Source organism: Bacillus sp. cl96, assembly GCF_900100505.1.
In the GTDB taxonomy this organism is placed as follows: Bacteria; Bacillota; Bacilli; order Bacillales; family Bacillaceae_G; genus Bacillus_A; species Bacillus_A cereus.
Genome location: NZ_FNDM01000009.1, coordinates 86,947 through 106,331 on the forward strand (window position 1 = coordinate 86,947; position 19,385 = coordinate 106,331).

The window sequence follows — 19,385 nt, forward strand, 5'->3', positions numbered from 1 at the left end:
ATGTCTGTTTTCTCTATTTTTCTGGTCTTTATATCTTCTATTTTTACACTTCTTGTAAAATGCTAAATAAACAGAAGAAAGCAGCCTACTCATGGCTGCTCAACCGTCTTGTTTTTTATATTATACCATAGCTTCTAAACAAAATCCTTCTTTTTGCTAAAAGGTTATTTTCTGACCGGGCTCAAACTCTAAATAGTGAAGTGGGTCCGTACTTAGCACACGTACAATAGAATAACATCCATGTTCCTCTTCAGAAACCATTAATTCCACACCATTTATATTTACAACTTTTTGACTTTCACATTGTGAATAATCGACCGGATACACAAGTTGCTCTGGCATAATTGTATATAAAATCATTGTAGCATTGTCCCTTCTGTACTATCTTCCGCACGAACATCTATTAATTCGTTTAATTTTCGAATCGCATTTCCAATACCGCCGACATCATCTATAAGACCGTACTTTACTGCATCCCCACCAATTACATTCGTCCCAATATCTCGCGTTAAATTTCCTTTCGCAAACATAAGCTCTTTAAAACGATCTTCTGTTACTTTCGAGTGCTTCGTCACAAAACGAATGACTCTTTCTTGCATCTTATCCAAATACTCAAATGTTTGTGGCACACCTATGACAAGACCTGTTAAACGAATTGGATGAATTGTCATCGTCGCAGTTTCCGCAATAAACGAATAGTCAGTAGAAACAGCAATCGGTACACCGATGGAATGTCCCCCACCTAAAACTAGAGATACTGTTGGTTTTGAAAGTGAAGCTACCATTTCAGAAATTGCTAGCCCAGCTTCAACGTCACCTCCAACTGTATTTAATATTAAAAGCAAACCTTCAATTTTCGGATTTTGTTCAATCGCAACAATTTGCGGAATGATATGCTCATATTTTGTTGTTTTATTTTGCGGTGGTAATTGAACATGACCTTCCACTTGTCCGATAATCGTTAAACAATGAATACGTGATTCATTCATCTGTGGTACATTTGTCTGTCCAAGCTGTTGAATTTTTTCAACTATTGAAGCCTCTTTTCCAGCTTCTTTTGGCTCAGTTTCTTTTTCTTCATTTGTATATCGATCACGTTCTGTCATTTCGCATCCCCTTTCACTCGTATATAACTATTATTTCTTAAGTTATAAATTTCATTCGATAGGGTTAAAAAGAAAAAAGATCACCCATAAGGGTGATCTTTTTATACTTCCATAATAATCGGTAAAATCATAGGTTTTCTCTTTGTCTCTTCGTACAAGAACTGTCCTAATAATTCACGAATATTTTGTTTTAACATTGACCATTCAATTGAATATTCTTTAATTGACTGCTCAACAATCATACGTACAATCTCTGTAGATCGTTCAATTAACGCTTCTGATTCACGAACATATACGAAACCACGTGAAATGATTTCTGGGCCAGAGATAATTTTCTTTTCATCTTTACCAAGCGTTACAACAACTACTAGTATTCCATCTTGAGATAACATCTTTCTATCTCGAAGAACGATATTACCAACGTCACCTACACCTAATCCATCAATTAAAACATTACCAGCTTGTACTTTACCGACTAAGTTTGCTTCATCGTCACCAAAAGCAATTACATCGCCTTTTTCTACGATAAAGATATTTTCTCTTGTAATACCTACATCTTCAGCTAAATATGCATGTGCTTTTTGCATACGGAACTCACCATGTACGGGTACAAAGTACTTTGGTTTCATTAAATTTAACATTAATTTTAATTCTTCTTGGCTACCGTGACCTGACACGTGAACTTTTCGTTCGCCGTAATAAACAACTTCAGCTCCAGCTCTAAATAACAAATCAATAATTTTTGATACAGATATTTCATTACCCGGAATTGGCGAAGCAGCAATGATAACAGTATCACCTTTACGAATTGAAATTTGTTTATGCGCTTGTTTTGCCATTCTAGATAGAGCAGCCATCGGTTCACCTTGACTACCTGTCGTTAAAATAGCTACCTTTTTCTCTGGGAAGTTGTCTACTTCTTGTAATGAAATAACCATACCTTCTGGAATATCTAAATAACCAAGACGTCTTGCAATGTCTACTACTTTCACCATACTACGTCCTACTACTGCTACTTTTCGCCCTGTTTCAGCAGCTGCATCAAATACTTGTTGAATACGATGTACATTCGATGCAAATGAAGCAACGATAATGCGACCTTCTGCGCCGTAGAACACTTTAGAGATTTCTACACCAACTTCTTTTTCTGAACCTGTATAGCCTGGGCGCTCTGCGTTTGTACTATCAGATAATAAGCAAAGTACGCCTTCATTTCCGATTTGTGCCATTTTACCAAGGTCTGCTCCACTATTTCCAATTGGAGTTTGATCGAATTTAAAGTCTCCCGTATATACGACTGCACCTTTTGATGTATGGAAACAAACGCCAACAGAATCCGGAATACTATGTGTCGTTCCGAAGAATGACACCGTTGTAGTGTTAAATTCTACTGTTGAATTTGAATCGATTGTTTTTAGGTCTACACGGCCTAACATGCCCGCTTCACCAAGTTTTTCTTGTATAAGTCCTACTGTTAATTTCGTTGCATAGACTGGAATAGATAATTTACGAAGTACATACACAATTCCACCAATATGATCTTCATGACCGTGAGTAATAAATAAACCTTTTACTCGCTCTTGATTTTCCACTAAATATGTAATATCAGGAATAACGATATCAATTCCAAACATTTCATCTCCCGGGAACATTAACCCTGCATCTACGATAAAGATTTCAGAATCAATTTCAACACAGTACATGTTTTTCCCGATTTCACCTACTCCACCAAGAGCAAATACTTTAACAGACTCATTCTCTTTTCTCTTCATGTTGTTGCCTGGTTTAAAAATCTTGCAAACACTGATTTCACTAAAATTGCAGAGACACCAGGGGAAACTCTACAACCACCATATTTTCACCGTCCAAGACGAATGTCCTTACCGTTATGCGATATCATGTCCTTGTTTATTTTTTAAACCAGGTTTCACCTCTCTTTCATTATATAAATCAAATATCTTATTCGATATGATATGAAAATTTAATTAAATTATAATTTTTCCCAATTTTGCTAAGCATACCCGTACTAAGCTACTTAGCCATATTATACCTGATACAAGAAATAGAACACAAGTTAAATCGTGCGAAAGAAAGAGGAAAAGAACGGAATGACAACAAAAGTATCGAACGTATTTCCTTTATATTTACTCCGATTTTATACTCCATATTATTTTGAAGAACTAGCCATACATACGCTAAATTCATTTCATAATAGGGAGTTTCAAGATTTATTTTTCTAGAATCCAACAAAAACACTTACAAAATGGAGTTTTTTTATGAATTACGTCACATTTGAGGGGATTTCTCTAAAAACAGACACCGTAGTTTATTACGTTTATGCCATAATATCTATCACTTTTTGACTCAGTTAAAGGGGTACGATTATTTTCTTATACACATAATGAAGAAGCGATTAATATTCTTATAAGAACACGTATAAGTAAGAAAAAGAGGAAAAGATTTGCATATAATAAAAAATGACCTAGTTCTACACTAGGTCATTTTTTATTAACGAGGGATAGATTGCATTACAGATTGTAACGTTACTCTTTCTTCTTCTGTTAATGGAAGAAGTGGCAAACGTACAGAACCTACATCTAATCCAACCATTTGTAACGCTGTTTTTACTGGAGTTGGACTTGGCGCCATAAATAATGAATCAGTTACTCTTACAAGTAATTGATGTAATTTTTGCGCCTTCTTAAATTCTCCTGCTTGAAATGCTGTAATCATTTCTTGCATTTCGTTTCCGATAACATGAGAGGCTACCGAAACGATACCTTTCGCTCCAACTGCCATAGCTGGTAACGTTAAACCGTCATCACCGCTGTATACCGCAAAGTCGTCCGCTGTTTTTTCAATGATTTCTGTCATTGTTAACACATCGCCGCCGGCATCTTTAATAGCAACAATGTTTTCTATTTCTGATAAACGAACAACTGTATCAACGGAGATTTGTACAATAGATCGTCCTGGAACGTTATATAGCATAACCGGAAGCGGCGTGCTTTCAGCAATTGCTTTAAAATGCTGATACATTCCTTCTTGACTCGGTTTGTTATAATACGGTGCTACTAGCATTACTGCATCCACACCAACTTCTGTTGCCTTTTTAGTTAAGTCAATAGAAGCATGCGTATTATTGCTACCTGTTCCAGCGATTACGGGCACTCTTTTATCGACAACAGATACGACATGGCGATATAACGCTACTTTCTCTTCTGAAGTTAATGTAGGAGATTCTCCTGTCGTTCCTCCTACCACGATTGCTGTTGTACCGTTATCAATTAAATAATTTACCAATTTCGTTGTCTTTGCAAAATCGATATTCCCGTTTATATCAAACGGTGTTACCATCGCGGTTGCAATTGTCCCAAAATCTATCATGGTCTCACTCCTTATTGTTCCAGTTGCTTTTCTTTTGAAAGCTCAAACGCACTATGTAATGCATTTACAGCCTCCACTAAATCAGTTTCTTTTACAAGAACCCAAATTGTTGTATGACTATCTGCCGATTGCAGGATTTGAATACCTTTTTCCGCTAAAGCTGTAACGATTTTCGCAGTAACCCCTGGGTATCCTGCCATTCCAGCCCCAACGATAGATACTTTCGCACAATGTTCTGTCACAATTGGCTCATATCCGAGGTTCTGTAATAATTTAACTGCATGACTTGATACATTATCACTCACCGTATATGCTACGCCAGTAGGTGAAATATTAATTAAATCAACACTTATTCCTTCGTTCGCCATCTCTTTAAACACATGTTGTTGCAAATCATATGCCGTTTCTTTTGCAAGCACTTTAATTTGCGTTACGTTTGATACGTGGGCAATGCCTGTAACAGGACGTTCTTCTACATCACGACCTCTTGTAGCACCGTCATATGCTGAAATAAGCGTACCTTCACTATCAGAATACGTAGAACGTACACGAAGTGGCACTTTTGCATGCATCGCAATTTCAACTGCACGTGGATGAACGACTTTCGCACCTTGATAAGCCATGTTACAAATTTCGTTATACGTTACAGTTTGAAGATGACGTGCATCTTTTACAATACGAGGATCCGCAGTCATAACACCTTCTACATCAGTGAATATATCGATGTATTCAGCATGAAGTGCAACACCTAATGCTGAAGCTGAAGTATCACTACCTCCGCGTCCAAGTGTTGTCGTATCACCTTTTTTCGTTTGTCCCTGGAATCCTGTAACGACGATTACATCTACATTTTCTAACTCTTCATGTATACGATCGCAATTCATTTCAATAATCTTTGCATTCGTAAAGTCATCATTCGTTACAAAACCAGCTTGTGCACCATTTAATGCTGCTGCTTTTATACCGTTCTCATTCAACATATTAGAGAAAACAATTGCAGAGATTAACTCTCCACACGATAATAATAAATCTTGCTCACGCTTAGAAATAGTAGATTCCTCTTGATTTACAAGACTTAATAACGTATCCGTTGCATATGGTTCACCTTTACGGCCCATAGCAGATACGACAGTAACTACTTTATAACCAGCAGCTAATGATTTTTTTATATGATGAAGCGCATGCTTACGTCCATTGTCATCACGTACTGATGTGCCACCAAATTTTTGAACAATTATTTTCATATTTTGCACCTTCTCTTAGCCGTTTACACTAATTGTAATTTTACTAAGCGCTCTGCAATTTGAACAGAATTCCATGCAGCGCCTTTTAATAAGTTATCAGATACGACCCAAAGATGGAATCCTTTATCGTTATTTAAATCTTTACGGATTCTTCCAACGAATACTTCGTTTTTACCTACTGCAGTAGCTGGCATTGGATATAACTGCTCTTCTGGATTATCTTGTAGAACAATACCTTCCGCATTTGCAAGTAAGCTCTTTAATTCTGCTACTGTTACGCCTTCTTTTTCTACTTCGATGTAAACAGACTCAGAGTGTCCTGATACAACTGGTAAACGTACACATGTTGCCGCTACTTCTAATTCAGGCATATGCATAATTTTTTTCGTTTCGTTAATCATTTTCATTTCTTCAAACGTAAATCCATTATCTTGGAATTTATCAATCTGTGGAATCGCATTAAAAGCAATTGGGAAATGCTTCTTATCACCTGATACAGGAAGAACATTTGCCTTAACTTCTTCGCCATTTAAGATTGCTTGTGATTGTTCATGCAGTTCTTCAATAGCTGCCGCACCAGCACCTGATACAGCTTGATATGTGGAAACGATTACTCGTTTTAAACCATATTGCTGACGAACTGGCTCAAGAGCTACTACCATTTGAATTGTAGAACAGTTTGGATTTGCAATAATACCATTATGTTCTTTTAAGTCGTTTTCATTTACTTCAGGTACAACAAGTGGCACGTTTTCTGTCATACGGAATGCACTTGTATTATCAACAACAATCGCACCGCGTTTTGCTGCTTCTGGCGCTAATTGTTTCGATACAGATCCACCAGCACTAAATAGTGCAATATCTACTCCTTCAAAGCTTTCAGGAGTTGCCTCTTGAACTGTAAATTCTTCGCCTTTAAATACAAGTTTCTTACCTGCAGATCGTTTAGATGAAAGTAACGTTAATTTCCCGATTGGAAATTCTCGTTTCTCTAAAGTATTTAACATTTGTTCACCAACTGCGCCGGTTGCTCCAACTACAGCGACATGAAAAGTTTTTTGCTTTTCCATCACTATGCCCCTTTCTAGATACCAATCCTTCTATAACTTAGAATCAGAAGGAGTATACAATACCCCTTCTAATCTTAATAACGTTAATTTTATCATATTCTACAGTAAGAATGATGGTTTCATCAAAAATTGTCCGTTTTTTTTCGTTTTTTAATTCATATATCTGAATTTTTCTACGACCACCGGTTGCAATTGCTTCCCTTGCAGCGCTTCTAATACTGTATCTTCCAGTAACTCCATACGAGCTACCATTGAGTTCGGTTTTTTCTCTGGCGCATCTTGACCGAATGGGACGAAGTAGATGTTTTTTGTTGCCATTAGGCGCATGAGATTTACCCCATTTAATCCTAAAGCATCATTCGTCGAAACCGCCAATACGACAGGCTTGCCATTTCTTAGCGTCGCTTTTGCTGCCATTAGTACTGGAGAATCTGTCATTGCATTTGCAAATTTACTCATAGAATTTCCTGTTAAAGGAGCGATTACCATGCAGTCTAATGGAATTTTAGGTCCAAGTGGCTCTGCTCCAACAATTGAATTAATTGCTTTAAAACCTGTTATTTCTTCAATCTTCTTAATCCACTCTGCTCCTTCTCCAAATCTAGTATTTGTTGATTGAACAGTGTATGAAACAACAGGACGTACTTCTGCTCCTTCAGCAATTAATTTTTCTAAGTGCGGCATAACTTCCTCATACGTACAATGTGAACCTGTAAATCCGAAACCAATTCGTTTCCCCTTCAAACTCATTTCTTTTCCTCCTCCTTTGCGATTGCATCTGCTGCTAATAACTGAGAAAGAACATTTGCTAAGATTTGCCCAGCCGTTTTTGGGGCAACAATACCTGGTAATCCAGGTGCTAGCAATGCTTTGACTCCTCTTTTTTCTGCATATCTAAAGTCGGTACCGCCTGGTTTAGAAGCTAAATCAATCACTAACGTATGAGCTGGCATTTTTGCAATAACATTCGCTGTTACAACGAGGTGTGGAATCGTATTAATTACAATATCGATATTTCCTACTTCTTTCTCTATGTCTTGCATATGAAAAGGAGAAAACATCATTTCTGTAATACGTGCAATATGTTCAGATCGTCTTGCTCCAACTTTGACATGGGCTCCTAATGATTGAAATGCTCTCGCAACACTCATTCCTGTTCTACCAAATCCTAGAACCATTACATTGGACCCATGAATTGTATAGTCGGTATGTTGAATTACCATCATTAATGTACCTTCTACCGTTGGAATAGAATTGTATATTGCTACATCATCACGATCAAATAATTTAACAAGTTTTCGGTTCGTAGTAGATACGAGATTTTCCAAGTAAGGTGTACCAATACCTGAATATATAGTAAAGTGTTCTGGTGTATTTTCAATTTGTTCTTTCGTTATTGAAACTTTTTCATTTGAAAAAATAGTATCTACTTCTCCTTTGGCATTTGTACCGGCAACCGGCAAAATAATTGCGTCTACAGAAGTGAAATCTAAATTTTGTATACTTTCTTTTGCTGCCCCTGTGAAACCATGATCTAACTGATCAAAACCTATCAAAGAAAGTTTCGCATCCAATTCAACTAGCTTACGAATTACTTCTAGCTGCCTTGCATCTCCTCCTATGACAGCAATATGCATCTCAGTCAACATTCCCTAATTCACCTTCTTTTTCTGTCATTTATAAGAAAAGTGCCTACTTTTTCTTTTTCCTCCACATCATATGTAATGTACGAGTTTATGGTGATTGAAAATCCAAATGCACATATGATTTATCAGGTTTCTATGTAGATACAAAAAAAGATGACCAAAATGGCCATCCTTCACTCCGAATTTGAACGATCTATACTATCACAAAGAAGCATATCGTGTCCGACTTTCTTTATTTGACTCCATGCCACCCTTACTTCTTGTGGTTCCTTTTTAAAACCTCCCCACTTCCCTACAGGTATTATAAGTGTTTGTATTTGCCCGTCTTTCTCATTAATCTCTAAATCCATATAACCTAAGACTCCCATTTTTTCCGCTTTTTCTATATCTACAACCTCTTTACCACTTAATTCACTTAATCGCATACACACTCCACTCCCCTACTGAATTTTTCATTTGCATTGTCTATAATTAGTACCTATTCTATATGTATAAAAAAAATAACCTTCTCTCATTTAAAAAGAGAGAAGGTTATTTTTTATACATCGTAAAAATTGATTATAGTTTTATTCCTTTTGGAAGTTTTCCGTCTGGACTAATAAGTGCCGCAGAGAACTCGTCAGTAAACATATTGCGAATTAATCCGTCCACATTTTCTTTTGTTACAGTGTTTACACTTTCAATAATCTCATCAAGTGAACGATGTTTACGAAGAAGCAATTCATTTTTACCGTTACGGCTCATACGGCTATTTGTACTTTCTAAACTTAACATTAAGTTTCCTTTTAATTGCTCTTTACTATTCATAAGCTCTTTTTCTGTAATACCTGTATTTTTCAATGTCTCTAATGTTTCTTGCATTGTTTCATACAATGTATCTAATTGTTGGCTACCTGTTCCACCGTAAAGTGTTAACATGCCTGTATCTTCATAAGAAGAGTGGTAAGAAAATACTGAGTAAGCTAATCCACGTTGCTCACGTACTTCTTGGAATAAACGGCTACTCATGCTACCGCCTAAAACATTATTTAATACAATTAAGTTATAAATATCTTCGTGTCCCATTTGTAAGCCTTTATATCCTAGACATAAATGAGCTTGTTCCGTTTCTTTTTTACGGGCTACCTTATTGAAATGGAAAATTGGGCTATGTACTTGTTCACGGTTTGTTGTTCCTTCATAACTACCGAAATATTGCTCCACTGTTTGTAAAAATGCTTCATCAATATTTCCTGCGATTGATACAACTACATTTTCAGGTGTGTAATGATCTTTTATATATTGACGTAACGTATCACCTGTAAACGTATTAAGCGTTTCTTCTGTTCCTAAAATAGGATATCCAAGTGGATGCGTTTCATATGTTGCTTTCGTTAACATATCATGCACAATATCATCTGGAGCATCTTCGTACATTTTAATTTCTTCACATACGACATTCTTCTCTTTTTTCAGTTCTTCCTCATCAAATGTTGAATTAAAGAACATGTCTGCTAAAACATCTAAAGCATATTTAGCATGCTCATCTAATACTTTTGCATAGTAACATGTATATTCTTTTGAAGTAAATGCATTCACTTGACCACCAATGCTATCAAATGATTCTGCAATCTCTCGTGCACTACGTGTTTCTGTCCCTTTAAAGAACATATGCTCTAAAAAGTGAGAAATCCCGTTATTTTTTTCATTTTCATTTCTTGATCCCGCATGGATCCAAATACCAATCGCAACCGATCTTACAGTTGGTATATTCTCCATAACTATTCTTACACCATTTTTACAAGTATATTTTTTAATCAAAAACTTTCCTCCTACTGCCAGTTTCTCTAAATAAGTGCTATTATTTAATGATAACAAGTTTAAGGATGAATGTCATGCAAATGTATTTAATCCACACGTTTTTCATCCAGTAATTCTGTTATATTCCCCACTTTATATCCTTGTTCCTTCAATTTTTTAATCATTGTATCTAATGCTTCTGCCGTTGACGAAGTAGGATGCATTAATACGATAGCACCTGGGTGTATTTTTCTCATTACTCTCTGCAATAGTACATCTGGCTCAGGTCGCTTCCAGTCGATTGTATCGACAGTCCACATAATCGTTCCCATTTGGAAATCATCAGCGATTTTCACGACTTCATCCCGAAAACTTCCACTCGGCGGGGCAAACCATCTTACTTTTTGATTCGTTACTACTTCTATCATTCGATTTGTTTTTTGTAACTGCTCTCGTATTTCATCAGACGATAGCGTTTTCATATTAGGGTGCGTATAAGAATGATTTCCGACTTCTTGATTTGCATCGACAATCATTTTTGCAAATCGTAAATTTTCTTTCACCCAACGTCCTTCTAAAAAGAAAGTGGCCTTCACATCATGCTTTTTCAATATCTCTAATATGCGAGGCAAATACTCATTTCCCCATGCCACATTTATTGTTAATCCTACCATTTTTTTATTTGGATGGCCTCTATAAATTGGAGCGGGTGATAAATCTTCTAAATGAACACTCGGTGAGACTTCTTTGAATTCAAGATATTTTTGATCAAATTCCTTTAGCTTCTTCATGTTATTATACGATGCTTCAATATCCACTTGTCTTCCATTATATCCAGGTGTTGCCTTCCATATTTTATCAATCATCGCATTTTGAGGTGCAATCTCATACTTTTTTGCATGCTTTTGAATTTCTTCATGCAAGTTATCTTGTGCAAAAACAGAATAAGAGCCTAAACTGACATATAAAGAAAATATACATATGTATGCCAATATACGAACTTTCATATAAACCCTCCCAAATTAACTATATAAAAACATTTTCTTCTTATCTTTGTTAATTTGAGCGTTATAATGAAAACTATACCTATGCTGACATAAAAATATATATAAATCATATTTTTACATAACAAAAAAAGCCAGTTAAACTGGCTTTTACTTATTGCTGCTCTTGTTTGTTTTCTTCTTTAGCAGCTTCTTTTTCTTGCTCTTCTTTTAGCAATACTTTTCTAGATAGATTTACGCGACCTTGCTTGTCAATCTCGATAACTTTAACTGTAATTACATCACCGATTTTTACAACGTCTTCTACTTTACCTACACGCTCAAGTGCAAGTTCAGAAATATGAACTAATCCATCTTTACCGCTGAATAATTCAACGAAAGCACCGAATTTCTCAACACGTTTCACTTTTCCTTCGTAGATTTCACCTACTTGTACTTCGCGAACGATATCTTCGATAATTTTCTTAGCTTTGTCGTTCATTTCTTGGTTTATTGAAGAAATGAATACTGTGCCATCTTGCTCGATGTCAATTTTAACGCCAGTTTCTTCAATAATTTTATTGATTTGTTTACCGCTCGGTCCGATAACGTCACGGATTTTATCTGGATTAATTGTCATTGTAATAATCTTTGGAGCGTACGCTGATAATTCAGTGCGTGGCTCTGGAATAACAGATAACATATGATTTAGAATGTGCACACGACCAACTTTCGCTTGTTGTAATGCCTCTTCTAAAATTTCACGAGATAGACCATCGATTTTAATGTCCATTTGTAGTGCAGTTACACCTTGTGCTGTACCTGCTACTTTAAAGTCCATATCACCTAAATGATCTTCCATACCTTGAATATCAGATAAAATTGTGTAATGCTCACCAGTTTTAACTAGACCCATTGCAATACCTGCAACTGGAGCTTTAAGTGGAACACCAGCATCCATCATTGCTAAAGTACTACCACAAATACTTGCTTGTGAAGTAGAACCATTTGATTCTAAAACTTCAGATACAAGACGTACTGTGTATGGGAAATCTTTTTCAGATGGAATTACAGGCTCAAGTGCGCGTTCTCCTAGTGCACCGTGACCGATTTCACGACGACCTGGTCCACGCATTGGTCTTGTTTCACCAACACTAAATGATGGGAAATTGTAATGGTGCATAAAGCGTTTTGATTCTTCTACACCAAGACCATCTAAAATTTGCACATCGCCTAATGCACCTAATGTACAAATACTTAATGCTTGTGTTTGTCCACGAGTGAACAAACCAGAACCGTGTGTACGAGATAAAATACCAACCTCTGATGCTAATGGACGGATTTCGTCACCTTTACGGCCATCTGGACGGATTTTTTCAACTGTAATAAGACGACGTACTTCTTCTTTTACAATTTTATATAAAATCTCATTTACTTGTCCTAATGTATCAGCGTCAGCTTCCTGCGCTTCGTAATGCTCAATAACACGCTTTTTCACTTCGTTAATGGCATCTTCACGTGCATGTTTCTCATGTACTTGAATTGCTGAATGCATATCTTCTTCAGCCATTTCACGTACAGCTTGGTTAAGATCAGCGTCAACTTCATAAAGTTTCACTTCTGATTTCTCTTTACCTACAGCTTGTACAATCTCTTCTTGGAATGCAATTAGACGTTTAATTTCGTCATGACCAAACATAATTGCTTCTAACATTGTTTCTTCAGGTACTTGATCTGCTCCTGCTTCAACCATGTTAATCGCATCTTTCGTACCAGCTACAACTAAGTGAATATCACTTTGTTCTTGCTGTTCTACTGTTGGGTTAATAACGAATTCGCCATTAATACGGCCAACTGTCGCACCAGCGATTGGACCTTCAAATGGAATATCTGAAATCGATAACGCTAATGAAGAACCAAGCATAGCTGCCATTTCAGAAGAACAATCTTGATCAACACTCATTACAATGCTGACAACTTGTACTTCGTTACGGAAGCCATCTGCGAATAGCGGACGAATTGGACGGTCGATTAAACGACTTGCCAAAATTGCTTTTTCACTTGGACGACCTTCACGCTTAATAAAACCGCCAGGAATTTTTCCGACTGCATATAAACGCTCTTCATAGTTTACTGTAAGTGGGAAGAAATCTACATTTTTTGCTTCTTTTGATGCAGTTGCTGTAGATAGAACCGCTGTATCGCCATATCTTACTAATACTGCTCCGTTCGCTTGTTTTGCAAGCTGACCAGTTTCAACTGTTAGCTGGCGACCAGCTAAATCTATCGAGAAGACTTGCTTTTCTTGACTCATTTAAGTACCCCTCTCAATTTAAAGTATTCAATTCTTCTATGTAAATGGATAGTATATCACAATATTCTACCTCTAGTATTGCCTAAAATTAAGTAAGCTATAAAGCGTAGAAGATATATTTTTACCTAACAAAAAAGCGGGAATATTCCCGCTTCTTTGACTATCGACGTAAGCCAAGCTTTGTGATTAATTCACGGTAACGTGTGATATCGCTATTACGAAGGTAAGTTAGTAAGTTACGACGTTTACCAACCATCTTTAATAGACCACGACGTGAATGATGATCTTTCTTGTGAGTACGTAAGTGCTCGTTTAGAGTGTTAATTTGCTCCGTTAGGACAGCAATTTGAACCTCTGGAGAACCAGTATCAGTCTCATGAGTTCTAAATTGTGCAATGATTTCATTTTTACGTTCTTGTGTTAAAGCCATCCTATTTCACCTCCTATTAATTAAACCCCCAATTACCTAGCAAGCGTCGGTGAGTCGCAATGCCAAGCAATGGTTGTCATAAAGTACATAACATAGAATACTACTTTTCATTTGAAAAAGCAAGTATATTCTTTTCGCTCATAAAATATTCTTGTGCTGTTTTCTTATCTTTTGCGATTTGTTCAACTAACTCATCAATACCGTTGAATTTCTTTTCTGCTCTTATACGCATATGCCACTCTACTGTAACATTTTGATCGTATATATCTTTGTTAAATTCAAATAAGTGCACTTCAATTGATAATTGACGCTCATCTTCTTTAAAAGTCGGTTTATATCCAATATTACATACACCATCGTACCATTCATCGTGAACTTTTAATCTCACTGCATAAACACCTACAGGTGGCAATAAATACTCATCACTTAAACCTACATTAGCTGTCGGGAAACCAATTTGACGCCCACGTTTGTCGCCGTGTATAACTGTTCCCGCTACAGTATAGGCTCTACCTAAAATAGATGGAATTTGCTCCATTTCGCCATTTCGAATTAACTTTCGTAATGCTGTAGAACTTACTTTCTCTTCTTGAAATTCAACTTTTTCAATCACAGTCTGTGTAAACTCCCCTCTTGCATGAAATGGTAAAGTCTCCATCTTTCCTTTTCCTAAACGTCCATATGAATAATCAAACCCTGCTACTACATGCTTTACATTTAAACCAATAATATAATCATCTACAAATTGTTGCGGTAATAACCCTGCAAATGATTCATCAAATTTAATCACATATAATATATCGATTCCTAAGCTTTCGACTATTTTTTCTTTATCACGCATTGGTGTAATATACTCCACATGCGCATCCTTTTTCCCTAAAACAACAGATGGATGAGGATGAAATGTCATAACTGCACTTTTATATCCTCGTTCGTCCGCTATTTTTTTCGCAGTTCGAATTACACATTGATGTCCTAAATGAATGCCATCAAAAAATCCTAATGCCATTACAGTAGGTGGTAATTCTAATTTATTTTGTTCATGTGGATGAGTTAAATGAATAAGTTTCACGCTTGAATTCACCTTTTTCTGTAATAATCCTTCCAATAATTCATTATAGCTTTAGTTCTTGATTATTCACAAGTACTTTCATCGGCTTTAACATGCCAGGATGTTTCGGATGATGTTCATAAATTGCTAAGCAACGATCATTTTTATCAAACACTGTAATAAATGGTGCTGTTATTTCTAATTCATTCTTTAAGAACATACCATTCTTTATTTTCTCTGCTTGCTTTTCATCTACAACCATTTTTGGAAACTTACTTAATGCTTCATCAATTGAAATGAAGATAGACTCTACTGTTCCATTTTGCACGTTTTCTTCAATTTCTTCAAATGATATGCAATCTTCTAATAAAAATTCACCAGATGCCGTTCTTACAAGGTGAGACATATGTGATGGGAAACCAAGTTTCTCCCCGATCATTACAGCTAACGTTCTTACATATGTTCCTTTACTACACGTTACACGGAAACGGAATGAAATATTTTCTCCTTCAAAAACTTCACGATCATCAAGTAATACGAATTCATGAATTGTAATTGTACGAACTGGACGTTCCACCTCTTGTCCTGCTCTTGCATATTCATATAATTTTTTCCCGTTTACTTTTACAGCCGAGAACATTGGTGGCATTTGTTCAATCGTGCCTGTTAATTCCGCAAGGACTTTCTCTACTTCCATACGAGTAATAGTACGATCTACATTTTTCGTTTCAACAACCTCACCAGAAGCGTCTTCAGTTGTCGTTGAAAACCCTAATGTTACTTCACCTTCATATGTTTTCGTTTCACTTGTTAAAAATTGTGCAATTTTCGTTGCTCTTCCAACGCAAATTGGTAATACTCCTGTTACATCTGGATCTAATGTTCCCGTATGACCAATTCTCTTTTCTCGCAATATCTTTCTTAATTTAAATACACAATCATGTGATGTCATGCCTTTTGGCTTATGTAATAATACTACACCTTCCATATATGTTCACCTCATCATAATTCTTTCGTATTAAATATCCAAAACTTATTTTGCATTGAAAAAATGGATAGACAAATGTCTATCCATTATTCTTCACGTTTACCGTCTTTATTAATTTCATGTAAAAGTGTATCAATTCGATGACCATATCCGATAGACTCATCAAACTCAAAGGTAATTTCCGGTGTTTTACGAAGACGAATACGTTGGCCAATTTCTGAACGAATAAAGCCTTTTGCCTTCGCTAAACCTTTTAAAGTATTTTCTTTCTGTTCTTCGTCACCTAAAACAGAAATATATACTTTAGCAATTTGTAAATCACCACTCACTTGTACATCTGTTACTGTAACAAATCCAATACGTGGGTCTTTAATTTTACGACTGATAATATCGCCTAATTCTTTTTTCATTTGCTCGCCCACACGGTTCGCACGTAATTTCATAACTCTTCACCTCATTCAATACCATTCCAAATGTGTTATTGTACGTTCAATTTCAGGAAATGAATCGATGTACTCAAGTACACGATTCATTTCTTTTTCACAGATAACACGATTTGAGGATACGGAAACAATTGCAATTTCTGTACGTTGCCATACATCTTGGTGCCCAACTTCAGAAACAGCTACATTATAGCGCTGTTTCACACGAGTTAACACACGTTGTAAAATTGCACGTTTCTCTTTTAAAGAATGCACATCGTAAATCATACACTCGAATGAGAGTGAAGCGATAATCATCGCTTCACTTCTTCCATAATGTACGCTTCAATGATGTCCCCTTCTTTAAGATCATTATATCTCTCAATTGTAATACCACACTCATAGTTTTGTGCAACTTCTTTTACGTCGTCTTTGAAACGTTTTAACGTATCAAGTTGTCCTTCGAAAATTACTACGCCGTCACGGATAATACGTACGCCACTATCACGCGTAATTTTACCGTCTGTTACATAACAACCTGCGATTGTTCCAACTTTTGTTACTTTAAACGTTTGACGAACTTCTGCTTGACCGATTACTTTTTCTTCGAATTCTGGATCAAGCATACCTTGCATCGCTGCTTCAATCTCTTCGATTACTTTATAAATAATACGGTGTAAACGAATATCAACGTTCTCTAATTCAGCTGTACGCTTCGCGTTCACATCTGGACGTACGTTAAATCCAATTACAATTGCATTAGATGCAGAAGCTAAAATGATATCAGATTCTGTAATCGCACCTACACCAGTGTGAATGATTTTAACTTTTACGCCTTCAACATCAATTTTACGAAGTGATGCTGCCATCGCTTCAACAGAACCTTGTACGTCTGCTTTTACGATTAAGTTAATTTCTTTTACATCGCCCTCTTGGATTTGTTGGAATAAATCTTCAAGGCTTAATTTAGATTTCTCACCACGTTGTGCAACTAACGCTTCTTGTGCACGTGATTCACCAATTTGACGAGCTTTCTTCTCATCAGCGAATGCCATGAAACGATCTCCAGCCTGTGGTACTTCGTTTAAACCAGTAATTTCAACAGGAGTTGATGGACCAGCAACTTTTACACGACGACCAATATCACTTACCATTGCACGAACACGTCCGAATGAAGTTCCAACAACGATTGGATCTCCAACTCGAAGCGTACCGTTTTGAACAAGTAATGTCGCGATAGTTCCTTTACCTTTATCAAGCTGTGCTTCGATTACTGTACCAGTTGCATAGCGGTTTGGATTTGCTTTGTATTCTTCTACTTCACTTACAAGAAGGATCATTTCTAGTAAGTTGTCAATGCCTTCGCCTTGAATTGCAGAAATTGGTACGAAAATAGTATCTCCGCCCCAAGCTTCTGGAACTAATTCATATTCTGTTAGTTCTTGCATTACGCGATCAGGGTTTGCAGCTGGTTTATCCATTTTATTCACAGCAACAATAATTGGTACTCCTGCTGCCTTCGCATGGTTAATTGCTTCAACCGTTTGTGGCATAACACCGTCATCCGCTGCAACAACAAGGATTGTAATATCCGTTACTTGTGCACCACGAGCACGCATCGTTGTAAATGCTGCGTGACCAGGTGTATCTAAGAATGTAATCTTCTTATCGTTTACTTCAACTTGATATGCACCGATATGCTGAGTAATTCCACCCGCTTCGCCTGCAGTTACTTTTGAGTTACGAATAGAATCCAGTAATGTTGTTTTACCGTGGTCAACGTGTCCCATGATTGTAACTACAGCTGGACGTTCTTTTAAGTTCTCTTCATCATCTTGCTCATCAATGAATGTTTCAAACTCAGTCTCGCTCACAATTACTTCTTCTTCTACTTCAATACCGTAGTCGTTAGCAATTAACTCAATTGTATCTTTATCCAAGTCTTGGTTAATTGTTGCCATAATTCCAAGCATGAAGAGCTTCTTAATAATTTCAGATGGCTCTTTGCTTAATTTTTTAGCAAGATCTCCTACTGTAAGGCTTCCAGAGAAAGTAATTTTATCTGGTGTTTCTACAATTTGAGTTTGTTGTCTACCAGCAAAGTTCTCTTGACGTTTGTCTTCGTTTCCTTTGCCTTTTTTCTTTTTCTTATTGCTGTTCTTTTTACTGCGAACAACTTTTTCTTCTACTTCAAACTCATCTGCAACAGAAGGTTTTTCAGTTTGATATTCATTATCTAATTTATTTACTACTTCATCGTCTAACATTGTCATATGATTCGAAACCTCGATATTCATTTCTTTTAGTTTTGTCATAAGATCTTTACTTGAGATATTATGTTTTTTTGCATATTCATGCACTCGAATTTTACTCATACCTTCACCCCCGGTAATTTGTATCGAGCATGCTACGCAGCTTTTTCGCAAAGCCTTCATCTAACACAGCTACAACGACTCGCTCATCTCTCCCAATCGCATGCCCTAATTGTTGTCGATTTTCGACCTTTCTCATTGGTACGTTGTAGTACGTAGTTTTATCTGTGATGCGTTTTGTAGTATTTACTGACGCATCTTCAGATAGCAATACAAGTTTTGCTTTGCCACTTCGTACTTCTTTTAAAACGAGTTCTTCACCCGAAATAATTTTCCGAGCCCGGTTTGCTAGTCCTAAAAACGATTTCCAATCGGACACTTATTTCGACTCCTTCTCAACAAGCTCAAGAAGCTCTTCATATAAAGAACCGTCGATTTTCGCTTTTAGATGATGTTCCAAAACATTTTTCTTTTGAGCTTGAAGAATGCTCTCCTTGTCCTTCGACAAGTAAGCACCTCGTCCTGATTTTTTCCCAGTTAAATCAATGGACACTTCTCCCTCTTTGGAACGAACAATGCGAACGAGCTCTCGTTTTGATTTCATTTCTTGCGTTGCAACACATTTTCGTAACGGAACTTTTCGATTGCTCATA

Annotated in this window: 20 protein-coding genes; all 20 read right to left on the reverse strand. The window is 36.6% G+C overall.

Annotation, left to right across the window (positions count from 1 at the left end; all coding sequences use genetic code 11):
- Positions 1 to 156 precede the first annotated feature (156 nt).
- Entirely contained in the window at positions 157 to 360 is a 204-nt protein-coding gene (locus BLT20_RS19450; RefSeq protein WP_000605036.1) for a YlzJ-like family protein, read from the reverse strand.
- On the reverse strand, positions 357 to 1,106 hold the full coding sequence (tepA, locus tag BLT20_RS19455) for a translocation-enhancing protein TepA (protein WP_000139824.1): 750 nt from the start codon (positions 1,104 to 1,106) through the stop codon (positions 357 to 359). Before tepA ends, BLT20_RS19450 begins: the two co-directional genes overlap by 4 nt.
- 101 nt (positions 1,107 to 1,207) lie before the next feature.
- Positions 1,208 to 2,878: a ribonuclease J gene (locus tag BLT20_RS19460; RefSeq protein WP_000823094.1), complete on the reverse strand. Its 1,671-nt coding sequence runs from the start codon at positions 2,876 to 2,878 to the stop codon at positions 1,208 to 1,210.
- A 736-nt stretch (positions 2,879 to 3,614) separates the two neighbouring features.
- Complete coding sequence (gene dapA / locus BLT20_RS19465; protein WP_000564763.1) at positions 3,615 to 4,493, reverse strand: 4-hydroxy-tetrahydrodipicolinate synthase; 879 nt, start codon at positions 4,491 to 4,493, stop codon at positions 3,615 to 3,617.
- Between the two features lie 11 nt (positions 4,494 to 4,504).
- Complete coding sequence (dapG, locus tag BLT20_RS19470; protein WP_000692451.1) at positions 4,505 to 5,737, reverse strand: aspartate kinase; 1,233 nt, start codon at positions 5,735 to 5,737, stop codon at positions 4,505 to 4,507.
- A 23-nt stretch (positions 5,738 to 5,760) separates the two neighbouring features.
- The gene (asd, locus tag BLT20_RS19475) at positions 5,761 to 6,807 is read right to left on the reverse strand and encodes an aspartate-semialdehyde dehydrogenase (protein WP_000414846.1); all 1,047 of its coding nucleotides are present in this window, start codon (positions 6,805 to 6,807) and stop codon (positions 5,761 to 5,763) included.
- A gap of 150 nt (positions 6,808 to 6,957) precedes the next feature.
- Positions 6,958 to 7,557, reverse strand: coding sequence for a dipicolinate synthase subunit B (gene dpaB, locus BLT20_RS19480; protein WP_000053596.1), 600 nt, complete (start codon positions 7,555 to 7,557; stop codon positions 6,958 to 6,960).
- Positions 7,554 to 8,456, reverse strand: coding sequence for a dipicolinic acid synthetase subunit A (gene dpaA / locus BLT20_RS19485; RefSeq protein ID WP_000954735.1), 903 nt, complete (start codon positions 8,454 to 8,456; stop codon positions 7,554 to 7,556). Before dpaA ends, dpaB begins: the two co-directional genes overlap by 4 nt.
- Positions 8,457 to 8,626: 170 nt before the next feature.
- Positions 8,627 to 8,878, reverse strand: coding sequence for a YlmC/YmxH family sporulation protein (locus BLT20_RS19490; protein ID WP_001239759.1), 252 nt, complete (start codon positions 8,876 to 8,878; stop codon positions 8,627 to 8,629).
- A 133-nt stretch (positions 8,879 to 9,011) separates the two neighbouring features.
- Positions 9,012 to 10,253 carry a M16 family metallopeptidase gene (locus BLT20_RS19495; RefSeq protein ID WP_000592996.1) on the reverse strand — a complete coding sequence of 414 codons (1,242 nt, stop codon included), beginning with the start codon at positions 10,251 to 10,253 and terminating at the stop codon, positions 9,012 to 9,014.
- Between the two features lie 86 nt (positions 10,254 to 10,339).
- Entirely contained in the window at positions 10,340 to 11,239 is a 900-nt protein-coding gene (locus BLT20_RS19500) for a polysaccharide deacetylase family protein (RefSeq protein ID WP_000868217.1), read from the reverse strand.
- A 151-nt stretch (positions 11,240 to 11,390) separates the two neighbouring features.
- A complete protein-coding gene (gene pnp / locus BLT20_RS19505; RefSeq protein ID WP_000076737.1) occupies positions 11,391 to 13,529 on the reverse strand; it encodes a polyribonucleotide nucleotidyltransferase in 2,139 nt (712 codons plus the stop codon).
- A gap of 160 nt (positions 13,530 to 13,689) precedes the next feature.
- Positions 13,690 to 13,959 (reverse strand): 30S ribosomal protein S15, encoded by a 270-nt coding sequence (gene rpsO / locus BLT20_RS19510; protein WP_001229392.1) that lies wholly within the window; start codon positions 13,957 to 13,959, stop codon positions 13,690 to 13,692.
- A gap of 100 nt (positions 13,960 to 14,059) precedes the next feature.
- Positions 14,060 to 15,031 (reverse strand): bifunctional riboflavin kinase/FAD synthetase, encoded by a 972-nt coding sequence (ribF, locus tag BLT20_RS19515; protein WP_000766706.1) that lies wholly within the window; start codon positions 15,029 to 15,031, stop codon positions 14,060 to 14,062.
- A 43-nt stretch (positions 15,032 to 15,074) separates the two neighbouring features.
- Positions 15,075 to 15,998, reverse strand: coding sequence for a tRNA pseudouridine(55) synthase TruB (truB, locus tag BLT20_RS19520; RefSeq protein WP_000399352.1), 924 nt, complete (start codon positions 15,996 to 15,998; stop codon positions 15,075 to 15,077).
- Between the two features lie 86 nt (positions 15,999 to 16,084).
- Positions 16,085 to 16,441 (reverse strand): 30S ribosome-binding factor RbfA, encoded by a 357-nt coding sequence (gene rbfA, locus BLT20_RS19525; RefSeq protein WP_000776437.1) that lies wholly within the window; start codon positions 16,439 to 16,441, stop codon positions 16,085 to 16,087.
- 15 nt (positions 16,442 to 16,456) lie between these two features.
- Positions 16,457 to 16,738 carry a DUF503 domain-containing protein gene (locus tag BLT20_RS19530; RefSeq protein WP_000582363.1) on the reverse strand — a complete coding sequence of 94 codons (282 nt, stop codon included), beginning with the start codon at positions 16,736 to 16,738 and terminating at the stop codon, positions 16,457 to 16,459.
- The gene (gene infB, locus BLT20_RS19535) at positions 16,735 to 18,795 is read right to left on the reverse strand and encodes a translation initiation factor IF-2 (RefSeq protein ID WP_000036343.1); all 2,061 of its coding nucleotides are present in this window, start codon (positions 18,793 to 18,795) and stop codon (positions 16,735 to 16,737) included. The genes BLT20_RS19530 and infB overlap by 4 nt, the downstream gene beginning before the upstream one ends.
- A gap of 4 nt (positions 18,796 to 18,799) precedes the next feature.
- A complete protein-coding gene (locus BLT20_RS19540) occupies positions 18,800 to 19,111 on the reverse strand; it encodes a YlxQ family RNA-binding protein (RefSeq protein WP_001286523.1) in 312 nt (103 codons plus the stop codon).
- Complete coding sequence (gene rnpM / locus BLT20_RS19545; RefSeq protein WP_000071127.1) at positions 19,112 to 19,384, reverse strand: RNase P modulator RnpM; 273 nt, start codon at positions 19,382 to 19,384, stop codon at positions 19,112 to 19,114.
- Position 19,385 lies beyond the last annotated feature (1 nt).

Coding starts and splice junctions, on each gene's coding strand:
- BLT20_RS19490 (WP_001239759.1), bottom strand. CDS start 8,878: ATGCGATTAAGTGAATTAAGTGGTAAAGAGGTTGTAGATATAGAAAAA.
- dapA (WP_000564763.1), bottom strand. CDS start 4,493: ATGATAGATTTTGGGACAATTGCAACCGCGATGGTAACACCGTTTGAT.
- truB (WP_000399352.1), bottom strand. CDS start 15,998: ATGGAAGGTGTAGTATTATTACATAAGCCAAAAGGCATGACATCACAT.
- BLT20_RS19530 (WP_000582363.1), bottom strand. CDS start 16,738: ATGATTATCGCTTCACTCTCATTCGAGTGTATGATTTACGATGTGCAT.
- rnpM (WP_000071127.1), bottom strand. CDS start 19,384: ATGAGCAATCGAAAAGTTCCGTTACGAAAATGTGTTGCAACGCAAGAA.
- asd (WP_000414846.1), bottom strand. CDS start 6,807: ATGGAAAAGCAAAAAACTTTTCATGTCGCTGTAGTTGGAGCAACCGGC.
- dpaA (WP_000954735.1), bottom strand. CDS start 8,456: ATGTTGACTGAGATGCATATTGCTGTCATAGGAGGAGATGCAAGGCAG.
- dpaB (WP_000053596.1), bottom strand. CDS start 7,557: ATGAGTTTGAAGGGGAAACGAATTGGTTTCGGATTTACAGGTTCACAT.
- infB (WP_000036343.1), bottom strand. CDS start 18,795: ATGAGTAAAATTCGAGTGCATGAATATGCAAAAAAACATAATATCTCA.
- BLT20_RS19450 (WP_000605036.1), bottom strand. CDS start 360: ATGATTTTATATACAATTATGCCAGAGCAACTTGTGTATCCGGTCGAT.
- tepA (WP_000139824.1), bottom strand. CDS start 1,106: ATGACAGAACGTGATCGATATACAAATGAAGAAAAAGAAACTGAGCCA.
- rbfA (WP_000776437.1), bottom strand. CDS start 16,441: ATGAAATTACGTGCGAACCGTGTGGGCGAGCAAATGAAAAAAGAATTA.
- BLT20_RS19460 (WP_000823094.1), bottom strand. CDS start 2,878: ATGAAGAGAAAAGAGAATGAGTCTGTTAAAGTATTTGCTCTTGGTGGA.
- pnp (WP_000076737.1), bottom strand. CDS start 13,529: ATGAGTCAAGAAAAGCAAGTCTTCTCGATAGATTTAGCTGGTCGCCAG.
- rpsO (WP_001229392.1), bottom strand. CDS start 13,959: ATGGCTTTAACACAAGAACGTAAAAATGAAATCATTGCACAATTTAGA.
- dapG (WP_000692451.1), bottom strand. CDS start 5,737: ATGAAAATAATTGTTCAAAAATTTGGTGGCACATCAGTACGTGATGAC.
- BLT20_RS19500 (WP_000868217.1), bottom strand. CDS start 11,239: ATGAAAGTTCGTATATTGGCATACATATGTATATTTTCTTTATATGTC.